The sequence below is a fragment of the Candidatus Desulfofervidus auxilii genome, from assembly GCF_001577525.1.
Taxonomy (GTDB): Bacteria; Desulfobacterota; Desulfofervidia; order Desulfofervidales; family Desulfofervidaceae; genus Desulfofervidus; species Desulfofervidus auxilii.
In genome coordinates this window covers 1495667-1510277 of record NZ_CP013015.1, presented here as the reverse complement: position 1 = coordinate 1510277, position 14611 = coordinate 1495667, and the positions used below count along the sequence as shown (strand labels likewise).

At 36.3% G+C, this 14611-nt stretch carries 14 protein-coding genes and 1 pseudogene; 7 read left to right on the top strand and 8 right to left on the bottom strand.

Translation table 11 applies throughout. The annotated features are described in order from the left end of the window. Positions 1-52: 52 nt before the first annotated feature. Positions 53-997: a peptidylprolyl isomerase gene (locus HS1_RS07585; protein ID WP_156469419.1), complete on the top strand. Its 945-nt coding sequence runs from the start codon at positions 53-55 to the stop codon at positions 995-997. On the opposite strand, the gene HS1_RS07580 is transcribed toward HS1_RS07585, so the two are convergent. The 7 genes from HS1_RS07580 to HS1_RS07550 all read right to left on the bottom strand — a co-directional run bounded on the left by HS1_RS07580 (position 994) and on the right by HS1_RS07550 (position 9103). Then, a complete protein-coding gene (locus HS1_RS07580) occupies positions 994-1455 on the bottom strand; it encodes a hypothetical protein (RefSeq protein ID WP_066063172.1) in 462 nt (153 codons plus the stop codon). The genes HS1_RS07585 and HS1_RS07580 overlap by 4 nt on opposite strands. 13 nt (positions 1456-1468) lie before the next feature. Next, positions 1469-2638 (bottom strand): type IV pilus twitching motility protein PilT, encoded by a 1170-nt coding sequence (locus HS1_RS07575; protein WP_066063169.1) that lies wholly within the window; start codon positions 2636-2638, stop codon positions 1469-1471. 1 nt (position 2639) lies between these two features. Next, positions 2640-3722 carry a type IV pilus twitching motility protein PilT gene (locus HS1_RS07570; RefSeq protein WP_066063166.1) on the bottom strand — a complete coding sequence of 361 codons (1083 nt, stop codon included), beginning with the start codon at positions 3720-3722 and terminating at the stop codon, positions 2640-2642. A gap of 9 nt (positions 3723-3731) precedes the next feature. After that, a complete protein-coding gene (locus HS1_RS07565; RefSeq protein WP_066063163.1) occupies positions 3732-4631 on the bottom strand; it encodes a biotin--[acetyl-CoA-carboxylase] ligase in 900 nt (299 codons plus the stop codon). Between the two features lie 175 nt (positions 4632-4806). Continuing rightward, positions 4807-5457, bottom strand: a complete 651-nt coding sequence (locus tag HS1_RS07560; protein WP_066063160.1) for a hypothetical protein — start codon at positions 5455-5457, stop codon at positions 4807-4809. A gap of 2 nt (positions 5458-5459) precedes the next feature. Further along, positions 5460-7697: an acetyl-CoA carboxylase carboxyl transferase subunit alpha/beta gene (locus HS1_RS07555; protein ID WP_066063157.1), complete on the bottom strand. Its 2238-nt coding sequence runs from the start codon at positions 7695-7697 to the stop codon at positions 5460-5462. Further along, positions 7697-9103, bottom strand: coding sequence for an ATP-binding protein (locus HS1_RS07550; RefSeq protein ID WP_066063154.1), 1407 nt, complete (start codon positions 9101-9103; stop codon positions 7697-7699). Before HS1_RS07550 ends, HS1_RS07555 begins: the two co-directional genes overlap by 1 nt. A gap of 118 nt (positions 9104-9221) precedes the next feature. Between HS1_RS07550 and HS1_RS07545 the strand changes: the two genes are divergently transcribed. From HS1_RS07545 to lpxC, 5 genes are all read left to right on the top strand, one after another. Then, positions 9222-9533, top strand: coding sequence for a MerR family transcriptional regulator (locus tag HS1_RS07545; protein ID WP_066063151.1), 312 nt, complete (start codon positions 9222-9224; stop codon positions 9531-9533). A 64-nt stretch (positions 9534-9597) separates the two neighbouring features. Further along, complete coding sequence (locus HS1_RS07540) at positions 9598-10014, top strand: hydrogenase iron-sulfur subunit (RefSeq protein ID WP_156469418.1); 417 nt, start codon at positions 9598-9600, stop codon at positions 10012-10014. 196 nt (positions 10015-10210) lie between these two features. Then, on the top strand, positions 10211-10999 hold the full coding sequence (locus tag HS1_RS07535; protein ID WP_066063148.1) for an SAM hydrolase/SAM-dependent halogenase family protein: 789 nt from the start codon (positions 10211-10213) through the stop codon (positions 10997-10999). Positions 11000-11001: 2 nt separating this feature from the next. Further along, positions 11002-12291: an adenylosuccinate lyase gene (gene purB, locus HS1_RS07530; RefSeq protein WP_066063147.1), complete on the top strand. Its 1290-nt coding sequence runs from the start codon at positions 11002-11004 to the stop codon at positions 12289-12291. Positions 12292-12435: 144 nt separating this feature from the next. Beyond that, a complete protein-coding gene (gene lpxC, locus HS1_RS07525; RefSeq protein ID WP_082757709.1) occupies positions 12436-13353 on the top strand; it encodes a UDP-3-O-acyl-N-acetylglucosamine deacetylase in 918 nt (305 codons plus the stop codon). A 169-nt stretch (positions 13354-13522) separates the two neighbouring features. Here the strand turns inward: lpxC and HS1_RS07520 are convergent, their stop codons facing one another. After that, positions 13523-13891 (bottom strand): hypothetical protein, encoded by a 369-nt coding sequence (locus HS1_RS07520; protein ID WP_066063144.1) that lies wholly within the window; start codon positions 13889-13891, stop codon positions 13523-13525. 516 nt (positions 13892-14407) lie between these two features. Between HS1_RS07520 and HS1_RS13430 the strand changes: the two are divergent. Next, a pseudogene (locus HS1_RS13430) lies at positions 14408-14611 on the top strand (hypothetical protein); the annotation flags it as partial.

The following is a 14611-nucleotide window of genomic DNA, read 5'->3' as shown; positions in this document are numbered from 1 at the left end:
GCTGATTTTAAGACTTGACCTTAAAATCAAATACGGATTATTATGGCAAAAAATGAGGAATAATTTGAGACAATTTTTGCTTAGCCTTATAGTGGTTTTTAGTATCCTAGTTCCAAATCACATTGCCTGGTGTAGATTGTTAGACAGAATAGTGGCCATTGTTAACGATGAGGTAATCACCCTTTCTGAATTGAAAGAAGCTATGATATATTTAACTAAGACCCCAAATCCTCCTCCTGAAGTAAAAAGAAGGGTTTTAGAAGAAATAATCAATGCAAGATTAACTGCTCAACAAGCAACTAAATTAGGTTTACAAGTGAAAGATGCAGAGGTGGAAAGGGCAATTCAAAACATAATAACTCAAAATGGCATTACCTTAAAAAAACTAAAAGAAGATTTAATACGGGAAGGCAGTTCATATGAGGATTATAAAGACTGGATTAAAATCCAGCTTTTAAAAAGTAAATTGATAGGTTTACAAGTGCAAAGTAAGGTAACAGTGACAGATGAAGAAATAAGGAAATATTACCAGGCACACATAGATGAATATAAAGGTTATACCGAATATTACTTACGCCATATCTTATTGCCTTTTCCTTCTACCGATGAAGATAAAAAAAGGCTAATATATGTTCAGCAAGAAATTTTAAGACTTTTGAAAGAAGGAATTTCCTTTCCTGAACTGGCTCAGAAGTATTCTCAGGCCCCTACCGCTAAAGATGGTGGGGATTTAGGTTGGATTAAGGCAACAGAATTAACCCCTGAAATCAGGAATATAGTAACTCTATTGCAACCAGGGGAAATAAGTCCTTGGATAAAAACTCATAGTGGTTTTCAGCTTATCCAGTTGGAAAAAAGGAGAGAAGTGCCAGATAAGACCTTCTCAGAGGCCAAAGAAGAAATTTATAGGTTGTTTTATCAACAAAAGATGGAGGAAAGATACCGGCAATGGTTAACCCAACTTAGAGAAAAGGCGTATATAAAAATTTTGCTTTAAACAATCTCCAACTCCTTAATCATTTTTTGGAAGCCGCGATACAGGGTTCTATTAGAATTAACAATTTGGGAAAGAAGTTGAGAGAGATAAGGTAGGTCTTTTGTATTTACCACTGCATTTACATTTTTCTTAAAAGCCGAAAAATTATCTAAGGTTTTAACATCCTCATCTATTAAAATAAAAAGCTGCTCTCTTCTTTTTTTCATGGGAAGATAAAAAATGGTCTTTTCTACTTTAGGATGTTTTTTAAGATATTCAGCATTTATAAAAAACAATCCATATTCTCCATTCAGGAGTTGTTGAATAATAGTATTTTCCTCTTTAGCTGATATTAATCTAAAATTCCAACCAAGTTCCTTAAGGGCGGTCTTTATGTTTTCAATCTCATGGGAAGAAAGCGCTACCAGTAAAACATTTATTTGTCTTATGTTTTCATCAAAGGAATTAACTTGTCTCATCTTTCAATAATTTTTAAATAAACTTATATTTTTCTCTCTCCATTTCTTCTACAGTCAATCCTTCAATATCAGAAGTTTTTTCTCCTCGTTTTGCTTTAATTTGGTCAATGCCTTTCCTTACTTCAGAGCGAAAAGTAGCATGACTTATGGCAGTTTCTTCATCTATTAACCCTTCTTCATAAGCAGCAATAAGGCCTTGATCAAAAGTGCACATGCCGAATGCTTCACCTTTTACCAAAATATCATAAAATGTGGGTGCAGATTTTTGACCCAAAATAGCATCTTGAGTCCTCAAATTATTTTTTAAAATTTCAAAGACAGCAAGTCGGCTTCCGTCTATTTTGGGAACCAACTTTTGGCATACAATCCACCTTAAAGAACCTGCCAAACGAGAGCGAACAAACTGTTCTTCTGCCTTTCCTATCATATCTATCATTCTATGGATAGCTTGGCCACTATATGCAGCATGGATAGTACTTATCACCAAATGCCCTGTTTCAGCAGCACTTAAAGCCACCTTCAGTGTATCTGGATCTCGAATCTCACCTACCATAATTACGTGTGGTGCTTCCCTAAGAGCAGCCCTTAAGGCCATAGCAAATTCATTAAAATCAGCACCTAATTCCCTTTGGTTAAAACTGGCTTTTTTAGAAATAAATTTAAACTCAATGGGGTCTTCCAAAGTAATGATATGAGCAGGTCTAGTTTGGTTAATTTCTTCTAAAATGGCGGCAATAGAAGTAGATTTTCCACTTCCAGTAGGACCAGCAAAAAGCACGATCCCCGCATTTTCCTTGCTAATTTCTTTAAATACCATGGGCAAATCCATCTCTTCTATGGTAGGCACCTTTTCTGGCAACTTCCGCATAACAATGGCATAGCCCGTTCGCTGGGAAAAAATATTTACTCTTAAACGAATGTTATCCACTTGGTATGAAAGGTCGCACGAACCAGTGGTGACCAAATCTTTCAACAGACGCCGTCTATTTTCAATCAAGGCCATGGCCATGGTTTCTACTTGAAAGGGCGAAAGCCTCCCTAACTGGTCTATTATATTTAATCTATGAACCTTACCATAAAGTAAGATTTCAAAAGGTTCATAAGGTATAAAAAGAAGGTCTGAGAGTTCAGGATAATTATTTGTGGCTTGTTTAATCAGGTAATTTATAATCTTTTTATCCACTTTATACCTCCGTAAAATCTTTAGGTATGCGTTTCAAAAAGGGTTTAAATTTTGCTTTATCTATGGCGTTTAAATAGGCATCTTCAGGATCTATAAACCCTTTGCTTAAAAACTCTAAAATAGCATCATCTAAAGTCTGCATGCCATATTTTTTGCCAGTTTGAATAAGAGAAGATAATTGATGGGTCTTGTTCTCCCGGATGAGATTTCTCACAGCATAAGTAGCTACCATTATTTCCAAAGCAGCAATCCTTCCCGGTCTGTCTATGCGTTTAAATAAAGTCTGAGAAATAATACCTCGAATGACGTCTGCCAAAAGGGAACGGATAAACTCTTGTTCATCCGTGGGGAACATTTCTATAAGACGGTCCACAGTTTTTGTTGCTCCACTGGTATGAAGGGTGCTAAATACCAAGTGTCCTGTAGCGGCTGCTTCCATGGCCAACCTTGCAGTTTCTAAATCCCTTATTTCTCCTACCAAAATGATGTCAGGGTCTTCTCTTAAAGCGCTGCGGAGAGCAGCAGCAAAAGATTTGGTGTGCGTTCCTACTTCTCTGTGAGAGATAATACAATTTTTATTTTGGTGGACAAATTCAATGGGGTCTTCAATGGTAATAATCCTGCTTTTTCTCCTTTCGTTGGCATAATCAATAATAGCTGCCAAGGTAGTAGATTTACCACTTCCTGTGGGTCCTGTCACTAAGACAAACCCTTTAGGAAGTAAGGCGAAACTTTTTAAAACTTGAGGCAACCGTAATTCATCTATAGTCATAATTTGCTCAGGAATTTCACGAAAGGCTGCTCCTATTCCATCTTTATGCATAAAATAGTTTGCCCGATAACGAGCCAAGTTAGGCACTTCATAAGCAAAATCCAAATCTCCTTTTTCCTCAAAAAACTTTATTTGTGGCTCAGTGATAATTTCATAAAGTATTCCCCTTAATTCACTATCTTCTAGAACTTTATATTTCACTTTTTGAAGTTCTCCATGGATGCGAACCATGGGTTGGAAACCAGCTAAAAGATGCAAATCCGAAGCATTGTTCTCATGCATCAATTTAAAAAAACTGTCTATCTTTGCCATTTTTCCCCCTTAGATGTAAGTTAGCTCACCACTATATAGTGTCTCCACTCTTTCTGTATCACAAAAACGAACAATCAACCCTCCAAAGGGGTCTAGTCCTAATATTTCTACTTCTCTTTTTTTGTCTATTTTCAAATCCTCAGCATAATACATCTTTTGACCTAAAATATTGGTATATTTAAGCCACATCTCAATAATTTCCTGCGTTTCTTTTTTCAGTTCTGCTTCATGAACTAATCCAACATACCAAATTAATTTTATCAATATCAAGGAAAAAAGTAAATCTATATTTAACGCCTTTCCTGTAATTTTTTTCAAGGAGATAGCAGGAATATCCAATGTGGATGGGAAACTGTTATTAACATTGATTCCAACACCAAAAATAAGGTATGTTTCTTTTCTAGAAGAAATATATGTTTCACTCAAAATTCCTCCTACTTTGTGTCTGTTAAATATAAGGTCATTGACCCATTTAATACAAACATTAATCCCTATTTCCCGTAAGGCCTCACAACAGGCTATACCCAAAGAAAGTGGATAAAGGTGAATATATGGAGATTCTACTTCAGGATAGAGAATAAAGCTAAACCATAATCCTCCTGGAAGAGCATACCATTTTCTATTATACCTTCCTTGGGCCTGGTTTACTGTTTGGGCAATAAATACTGTGCCAGAATAAGGTGTTTGTCTTAAAGTATAACAGTTTTCAATATACTTTTTGGCTACTTCCATAGTTCGAGTAACAGAATGGTAACACCAGAGATTGGCACCAATCATCTCACCTCGACGCAAAATTCTTTCTGCTTCCTTCTCCTTTGCATATCTTTTTTCAAACTCCTCTTTTTTCAGTTTCTGCACCATATTTTTTAGGATTATTTCCCTTTCCCTATCCCGAATTAAACCTTCCATATTTTAATAGACTTGGCAGTTTTTAGTAACTGCAAATTTTATGCCACATTAAATCCATTTTAAAAGGTGGGTTTTTAAAAAAATGTTAAACAATGTTGACAATTTTTGCTTATTTAATGACAAATTTTTGGTTTTTCCACGAAATTAAAACCCACGTCCCGCCTTCCACCATTTATCAAGTCCTATCTTTCTCCCATTCTAATTGGATTTTTTTTACTAATTTAGATATAAACTCTACCTTATCTGGTGGACAAATTCCCAAAAGAGGCATTCCCTGCATAATAGTAACATTGGATTTAAAATAAACAGCATAAATAATTCCAGGTTCTTCCTCATAAGTGAGGGGAATCTCTCTTTTCATTCTAGACATAATTAAAATTTCGTCTCCAGGATTGATAACCACTCCCTGAAGGCCTTTTTGCTCAATTTTTTTATTTAGTTCCTGAGTGAAGTGATACCTAGCCGTTTCAGGAGCCTTAAAGATATATAAAAATCTCTCCAAGGCTTTATTGACCACCTCTTCTTTACTAAGGGTGTGTTTGATAGACATAATTTTGGTTTTGGCCTCAACAAACTGCCTATCCACTTTTTCTAGTATCTCTACAACTTCCCCATCAATTGGGGCATAAATGTTTTTTAAATTGCCTTGTCGCAAGATAGTATAGATTAAAGTTCCCTTTTTTTCCGACCCTTCTCTCGTTATTCCTTTAACTTTTTCTCCCTTTTTAACCATAAGTGAGACTATACCTGTGTGTGGGGTAAAAATATCATATATCTCAAAAGGAGTTTGCTTATATTCAGCAATAATTTTGTCTATATTTTCCATTTTTAACGGTAATAAAGGTGTTTTCCTCCCATAGTAAGTAAGGCCATATACAAATTTTTTCTAAATTCTCTTCTATCCCAGATGCCTTGGATGTGACCACGTTTTAAGGCATTCTTAGCAGCATGATAATCTGGTGGGATTTCTTGATTGGTAGTTTCACGAATCACTCTAGGACCAGCAAAGCCAATCCGAGAAGAACGAATAGCAAATTGATAGGGTGCACAGCCTAAAAAACTGGCTACCGGACCAGCATAGGAATTGTTATCATAAACCACAATATAAAGTCCTCCAGCTTTAATATATTCCCTCACCGCTATGGTACATTTTGGCATTTGGACTACCCCAACTGTACCTTCATGGATCCGGATGCCAGCAGTTCCATGAACATAAGCAAGTAAAGGACGGCGTAATAATTTGGCCCTCTCACATGCCAATATAAATTTTTCTCCTTCGGCTGCTCCTACTGTGCCATTTCTAAAATCGCTATAAAGCATAACTACTACTAAAGAAATACCCATTACCTTTGCATCAAATGAGATAAGCGCACTATAACGCCCTGTTTTTTCCCTAGTTTTTTCTAATTTTTCATCAAAACCATGATAATTGATAGGATTTATAGAGGCTATTTCCTTATAAAATTCCTTTACTGAATTTTTATCAAACAGGCAATTCAGATACCATTGATATTCTAAAGGAAAATGGTGACCACAATTAGGACAAATACCGCATAACTCTCCATATAAATCAGGCACCCAGATATCATAACAACCATATTTTTCAGCATTAGGACAGCTCACGGTTTTATCCACATTGGCTAGAGGACTGACATAAATCTCACTCCAATAGTTGTCCTCTTCTTTGGCAGGAGTTTCGGAGATTAAAGATATCATTCTTTTCTTCTTTGGTAAAATTTTTTCCTTAAATCTTAAAAAAGGAGCTATTACATAATTTGAAATTACCTGTAGTTCTGCTTTGACATCTCCTATAAAGTGCTGTAAGCGTTTTATGGGGCGTTTTAAGATGTTAAAAAATAGAAAGGTTTTCAATCTTAACCACTTTAGCTCCATTTTATCCATGTTTTTTCGCCAAAAACTGCGGAGATCAGCATAAAAATCTTTAGTTAAACTTTTATATTTCAGGGTGCGTTTTTGTAAAAGCCTCTCAATCTCTTTACTATCAAGCTCCCAATGCACATAAATATTGGTGGTATCCTTTAATCCATTTTTTTTAAGCTGACGTGCCCTTAATCTACTTAAACTTTTTACTGAAAGATAAACTTCGTCTGTGGCCCTAATTATTTCTTGCTTTAGAAGATTAAAAAACTCATAATCATCTCTTCTTGCTCCTAAAGGAGGCTCCTGGATAATTCTGTCAATGGTACCTAATTTAAGATTTTCTATGGCTGTAATCTTGAGTTGTTGAGCACAAAAATGGATTAAATCAAGAGGAACTTTCTCCCCTTCTTTTACTTTACCTTCTATGGCAGCCGCACCTTCAGGTGAAATTACAGAATAATAACCATGTGAAAACATTAACCGTAGGTCGGCTAAACCAATGGCCTCTGCCCCCCCTGAACCTCCCTCAGAGATAAAAGAGATAATGGGTACCCTTAACCCCGCCATGGCATATAGATTGCGGGCAATCTGTTGAGCTGCCCCAGGATAGTCTTCTATGGGATAGGCACCTGGAGTAAAAATATAAGTATGGATAGGAATACCTTCTGTTTCTGCTACTTGCATGAATCTTAAAGCCTTTTCATTTCCCCAAGGTTTTGCACTTCCACCATTTCTAAATTCTTCACCATGCCCTTTTTCATGACCAATAACCATCACCTGGTGAGTGTAAACCCTTTTTCCTATGCGACGGGTTATAGTAGCACGGGCAGCAATTACAGCAGGGTCAATATTATATTCTTCTTCTCCTCCTAATTCTACATAATCATCATATACATTTTCCAAAATATCCTTTAAGGTCATCCGAAATGGGTGACGAACAATACGCACATAATCTAGAGGAGTAAGTTTTTGCTCAGCCTCTTTCTCATAAAAAGAAATCTGAGTAGCAATTTTCTCCAACTGCTCAGCTACTTCTTCTTCAGAAAGTTCATAAATGCGTTCTGAAATATTATTTAGCCAATTCTCCAAAGTTTGAATTCTCTCTCCAAAGATTTCTCCTTTAATATCAGATAGATAGATTAATCTCCTTTTTAAAACATCTAGCTTTTTTTCTAAGACTAGCATTAAACAAATCTCTGAATTTGGCTTAATTTTTCTTTCAAAAATTCAATGTTGGTAACGATTTTTTCTCCCTTACTATTCTCTCCGTCAATTTCTAGTTCATTTAAAAAACATTCCCCACGTTGTTTGGCTTCTTCTATATCCTTTCCCCATATAAGGGCCAGGGCTAAATTTGGGTCATAATCAGTGGGAATAGAATATGACCTGTCTTGAGGCACATGGGTATGGACTTGTAACCATTCATATTGGGGTAAATGAAAGTGATTAATAGTTCCAGTCCAAGGTTTAAAACCATGTTTTGTATCTTCCGCTACTAGACGAAATTCAATACTGGCACCATTAAAACTTAAGTGTTTTTGTTTGTATTTCAACCGTTCTCCTAAAGCAAGCCTTATTTGCTCCTTAATTAAATCCACTCCCTGGGGTTGTTTTTTTATTTGGGCAATTAGACCCGAGACACCACTTTCTACCTGAATCCTGGGATTGACTTCTAGTAAATATACTTCACCACCTGGTGTAACAATCCATTCCCAGGTGCCCACATTATCATAATCTAAATAATTTGCTATTTTCAAAGAATAATGAATAATTTTCTTTTCTATCTCCTCAGGATTAAAATTATAGGAGTAGTTGGGGTCAAAGGCAGGTGCCACTTCAATGCGTTTTTGCCTAGATATGCTTTGGATACTACAATTTCTAGTATTATAGTGGACTCTTTCTCCATGTTGACTACAGACCAGCTGCACCTCAATATGATTGAACACAGGAAACTTTTTTTCTAAAAGAACCCACTCATCTCCAAATTGTCGTTTAGCATATCTTTTTACTCGGCGATAAACACTTCTTAATTCTTCTAGGTGTCTTACTTCCTCAATTCCCATGCCTCCCCCACCACTAGAAGCCTTCACTAGAATTGCTGGGTTTTTGATCCCTTCTTCCCATTGTTTATGGAAAAGTTCAATGGCTATATTTTCTGCTTCGATTTCGTTATAAATAGGCTTTTCAGACCCAGGAATCACAGGAATATTAAGTTTAGTAGCAAGTGCTTTGGTATTGATTTTATTTCCTAGTTCTCTAATTACCTCCCAGCGGGGACCAATAAATTTTAACGGACGTCGTCTAATGGCTACGCGGCGAGCAAATCTATAATTTTCTGCCAAAAAGCCGTAACCAGGATGAATGGCGTCACACTTAGTATAATCAGCAATTTCTAAGATTTCGTTGGGATCAGTATAACTAGCAATCCGATAAACTTTATCTTTCCCTCCTTCTTGCAATCCTAGCCTAACATGCAAGGAGTGTTTATCTTCTTCAGTATACACTATAACAAAATCCAAGTTCAAGGCCTGACAAGCCTTCATAATCCGGATAGCAATTTCCCCACGATTAGCAATAAGCACTCTTGCCATTTTATTCTATACTCCAACTTCCAGAAGAACCAAATAGTCTTTTAAGATAGCCTGAGTAGTGATGAACGTCAAGTTGAAAAGATTTGACTAATTGATTTAAATTGGGTAGGAAAAAATTATGGCAGAGAAAAATAAAAAGTATTTTAAAATTAGTGAGGTAAGTCAAATAGTAGGTGTTGAACCCTATGTATTGCGATATTGGGAAAAGGAGTTTAAAGAAATTCGCCCTTATCGTTTTTCTTCTCATCGGCTATATAAGTCCAAAGATATAGAAATAGTTTTAGAAATAAAAAGATTACTTTATGAAGAAGGATTCACTGTTCAAGGAGCGAAAAAACAACTGATAAAACGTTTAAAACAACAGTCTGTTTTAAGAGAAATAAAGAGAGAATTAAAGGATATTTTAACTATTTTACAGAGAAAACCTTGACGAAAGGGGTTAGTTTATGTCATAAAGAAAATGCTATTTCACATGCTAAGGGAGGATGTCAGTTATGGCTGAGGAATTTGAGCCGATTATCATTGGTTTTTTATGTAACTGGTGTGCTTATGCTGGGGCAGATTTAGCAGGGACTTCTAGGATACAATATCCACCCAGTATCAGGATTATTCGGGTAATGTGTTCAGGCATGGTCCACCCCAATTTGGTCATTGAAGCCTTGACCAAAGGGGCAGATGGGGTTCTGGTGGCGGGCTGACACTTGGGCGAATGTCATTACCTGGAAGGTAATAAAAGAGCACAGGATAGGGCAGAGGCCATTCAGTTAATGTTAGAAGACTACGGACTAGAACCAGAAAGGTTTCGTTTAGAATGGATTTCAGCAGCAGAAGCAGAAAAGTTCGCTAAAGTGGTAACTGAAATGACTCAACAATTGAAAGAACTAGGCCCAAGTCCTTACCGCCAGATGTAAAACTACTAATCAATTTTGATGCCTTGGTATATCAAATTTTTTATTCGGTTGGTGACTAGTATTGTAGGAGCAAAATTGCTCATGCATTTTTTTCGCTTTTTAGGGGAAAGTGATATTATGTGGTTTATTCTCAGTGCCTTCCTTCTTGTTACAGCTTATGGTGCTGAAGCCTTAAGGGTCCGGCGCTTAAAATAAGATGTCTATCATCACCCTTATAACTGATTTTGGCCTGGAGGATACCTATGTAGGAATAATGAAAGGGGTAATTTTAAACATCAATCCCCATGTGCAGATTGTGGATTTAACACATAAAATTAGACCTCAATCTATCAAACAGGCTAGCTTTTTATTAAAAACTGCCTATAGCTTTTTCCCAAAAGGTACTATCCATGTAGCCGTAGTAGATCCGGGGGTGGGCAGTGAGCGTCGCCCCCTGTTAGTAAAAACACCAAGCTATTTCTTTATTGCCCCAGATAATGGAGTTTTAGAATTAATTTACCAAACAGAACCAGTAGAGGTCTTCCATTTGAATAATCCAAAATATTTTTTACCTAAAATAAGTTTCACCTTTCACGGCCGAGATGTTTTTGCACCTATAGCTGGTTATCTCTCTTTAGGTAAACGGTGTGAAGAAATGGGCAAAAAGATTTATGATTTTCAACGCCTAGAATGGCCTTTACCCAAAGTAAAAGACTATGTTTTAAAAGGAGAAGTAATTTATATTGACCATTTTGGGAATCTGATCAGCAATATTTCTAGACAAAAATTTCAAGAATTTGTAAAAAATTACGGTTTTTCTATTAAAATAAAAAATGTGGTTTTAAAAACTATTGCCTCGCATTACCTTGCTGTCCCACCTAAAGAAATTTTAGCTATTTGGGGTAGTAGTGAACACTTAGAAATTGCCCAGTCTATGGGTAGTGCTAAAGAGACATTAAAAGCCAATATAGGAGAAAAAATAGAAATAAAAAAGGAGGCTAAATAAAAATGATTTCTCGCTACACTCGCCCAGAAATGGCGAAACTTTGGTCACTAAAAAATAAATACCAAAAATGGTTAGAAATAGAGATTTTAGTTTGTGAGGCCTGGGCAGAAAAGGGAGTTATCCCCAAAGAAGCCTTAGCTAAGATAAAGGAAAAGGCTAGTTTTTCTGTGGAGAGGATAGCAGAGATTGAAACCCAGGTGAAACATGATGTAATTGCCTTTATTTCCAATGTTGAAGAAAATATTGGACCAGAAGGAAGATATTTACATTTAGGTCTGACCTCTTCTGATATTTTAGATACCGCTAATGCCGTCTTATTAAAAGAGGCAATGGAAATTATTTTGGAAGATGTAGAAGAAGTTATGTCTATTTTAAGAGAACAGGCATTTACCTATAAAGATACACCAATGATTGGTCGTTCTCACGGGGTCCATGCTGAACCCATCACCTTTGGTCTAAAGCTGGTCCTTTGGTATGAAGAAATGAGGCGAAATAAAAAACGGTTACAACAGGCGAAAGAAGATATAAGTTATGGAAAAATTTCTGGGGCAGTGGGAACATTTGCCCATTTAGAACCAGAAATAGAAGAATATGTTTGCCCTAAATTAGGGCTGAAACCAGCTCCTATTACTAATCAAATTATCCAAAGGGATAGATATGCCCATTACTTTACTGCCTTAGCTATTTTGGCTGGAACTATAGAGAAAATTGCTTTAGAAATAAGGCATTTGCAACGCACTGAAGTATTGGAGGTAGAAGAGCCTTTTACTAAAGGTCAAAAAGGTTCTTCAGCCATGCCCCATAAGCGAAACCCCATTCAATGTGAAAATCTATGTGGTCTGGCTAGACTGGTTCGCACCAATGCTATAGCGGCCTTAGAAAACATAGCCTTGTGGCACGAAAGAGACATCAGCCATTCCTCGGTAGAAAGGGTGATTATGCCAGATAGCACCATATTAAGTGATTTTATGTTACATCGTCTTAAAAAAATCTTGGCCAATATGGAAGTCTATCCGGAAAGGATGCTAAAAAATATCTATTTAACTAAGGGTCTTATTTTTTCCCAGGGTTTGTTATTGGCCTTAGTCAAAAAAGGCCTGCCTAGACAAAAGGCTTATGAAATGATACAGGATTGTGCCATGAGAGTTTGGCAGGGAGAACAAGACTTAAAGACCCAAGTCTTATCTCATAAAGAAATAAAGGTTTATCTCACCCCAGCAGAAATAGAAAAAATTTTTGATTTAAAGTATTGCTTGCGTCATATAGATAAAATTTTTGCCCGCATATTTTAGTTGTGTTAAAAAAAACACAAAAATTATATATTTTGTGTGAATTTTCTTACAGGAAATTTAGGGCTGACTTGAGAATTGGGCAATAAATGCGGATTATAAAACAAATAAAAAACTAGGCATTTATTTTGCAATTTAAGAAGCAACATGATTTGGGCCCAAAAGACATTAAGAGACGAAATTAGCTGTGCAGGAATAGGTTTGCATTCGGGTCAGAAGGTAGATTTGAAGATTCGTCCTGCCCCACCAAATACTGGTATTATTTTCAGACGCGTTGATCTCCCTGGGAAACCAGAAGTTAAGGCTTTAAGGGATAATGTAGTTGATAATCGGTTGGCCACTACTATTGGTGAAAATGGTGTTACTGTTAGCACGGTAGAACACCTATTAGCTACTTTTTTATGTATGGGTGTGGATAATGCCATTGTAGAAGTAGGTGCACCTGAAGTTCCTATCATGGATGGTAGTGCCGCTCCTTTTGTCTATCTGATAAAAAGTGTAGGGCTTAAGGCCCAGTCGGCCTCTAAGAAGGTTCTAATTTTAAAAAAACCGATTAGGGTAAAGAATGGGAATAGTTGGATTCGGATGAAACCTTTTCCTGAAGGAGGATTAAGAATACATTTTGTAATAGACTTTGACCATCCATTATTAAAAAAGCAGATGTATACCTTTAATTTTTCAGCAAATCAATTTGAAAAGGAGATCAGTCGGGCGAGAACTTTTGGATTTTTGAAAGATGTAGAGTATTTGAGGTCACAAGGGCTAGCTCTGGGTGGTTCATTAGACAATGCTATTGTAATTGATAAGTTTAGAGTCATAAATAAAGAAGGACTAAGATATCAAAATGAGTTTGTGAGGCATAAAATTTTAGATTTGTTAGGTGATTTAGCTCTTTTGGGTCATCCTTTGATAGCCAAGATAGATGCTTATAAGGCAGGTCATGCCTTAAATCACCAGCTAACCCAAAAACTGTGGGTAAATAAGAAAATTTTAGAACCAGCCACTTTAACTTCATCTCAAACTATTCTGAAAAAAAAGACCTCAGCTCATTTTTCTCTCTATTAAGCTATCTGCCTGTGTTTTCCACTTATCCAGGACTTTCTTCAGAATTTAGGCGTTAATCTTTAAAAACATTGTAGAGTTGGTTGAAAGGAATAAAATGTCTTAATGTGCATCTGATTTTTTTCAACAGCCTGTAGAGGGGGTCATTACAGTTACTAAAGTTTAATCAAAACTACCTTTCTATAACATAAGTCCTTTCTACTCGCCACTCTTTAATCCACGGATCTCCCCAAATTTTAATTTGCCTAGTGAGGGTTTTGGTATCACCAAATTCTATATATCCAAAAATTTCTCCTCTGCCAACTTCGTTACCGGCATGGTCCAGAGCCTGAAGAACAACATGTACCTCTCCTGTTTTCTCTAGATTTTGCACTTTGGCATTAACTGAATAAAGAGAATATACTGCTTCCTCACCCAAAAAGAAACCTGTTTTCTCCCAATCAATAAATGAGACATTTACCCTGGCCATTTGTGCCTGGGTAGTAGAGAACAGGAAAAATAAAGTCAAAAAACATAAAAAAATAATTTTTTTCTTCTTCATTCCCTCTTTTGTTATATTAGCACAAATCCTAAAATTTTACACTACCCTCAGGACCACGTCATAGTCACGAAATAAAAAAGCGCACTTTCCAGGGCCACGTCAAAGTCAGGCCATAAGTAATTTAATAAAATAAAAAATCCAAATTTCAAAATCCAAATGCCAAATGAAATCCAAATGTCTAAATGCCAAAACATTAAATCAGTGAGTAGTGAAATAGTGAGGAAATGAAATAGCCAAATGTAGTGGAATTGGGGTCTATAATTAAAAGTGAGAGTAAAAAATAGGGAATGAAATTAAGAAGCCTTCTTTATGTGATATAAATGATAAATGGCTAGGGGAACATTTGTGGCTAACGGGGTCAGTCAATAATGTTGAATTATTGTGACTCGGTTTGAATTGCCGGATGTTCTCCTGCCAATACCCTGTCTAATGGAAAGGTGCCTTTAAGTGGCTATTATAGACGGGATAAAGGTATTGGCAGAGCCATAAAATATCAAACATAAAGGAGGGTGAGGCGTGAAAAGGTTATCTGGAGGAATCGATATTGGCAGTGATAATCATCACATAATTATCATGGATGATGAAGAACAGATTTTGTATGACCAGAAGATAGCACACAAATTCAGTGAATTTTATAAGGCAGTTAGAGAATTTAGAGAGATTGAGAAAAGAGAAGGTGGGATAATATCATTTGCAATTGAAGGAAAGAATGGATACGGA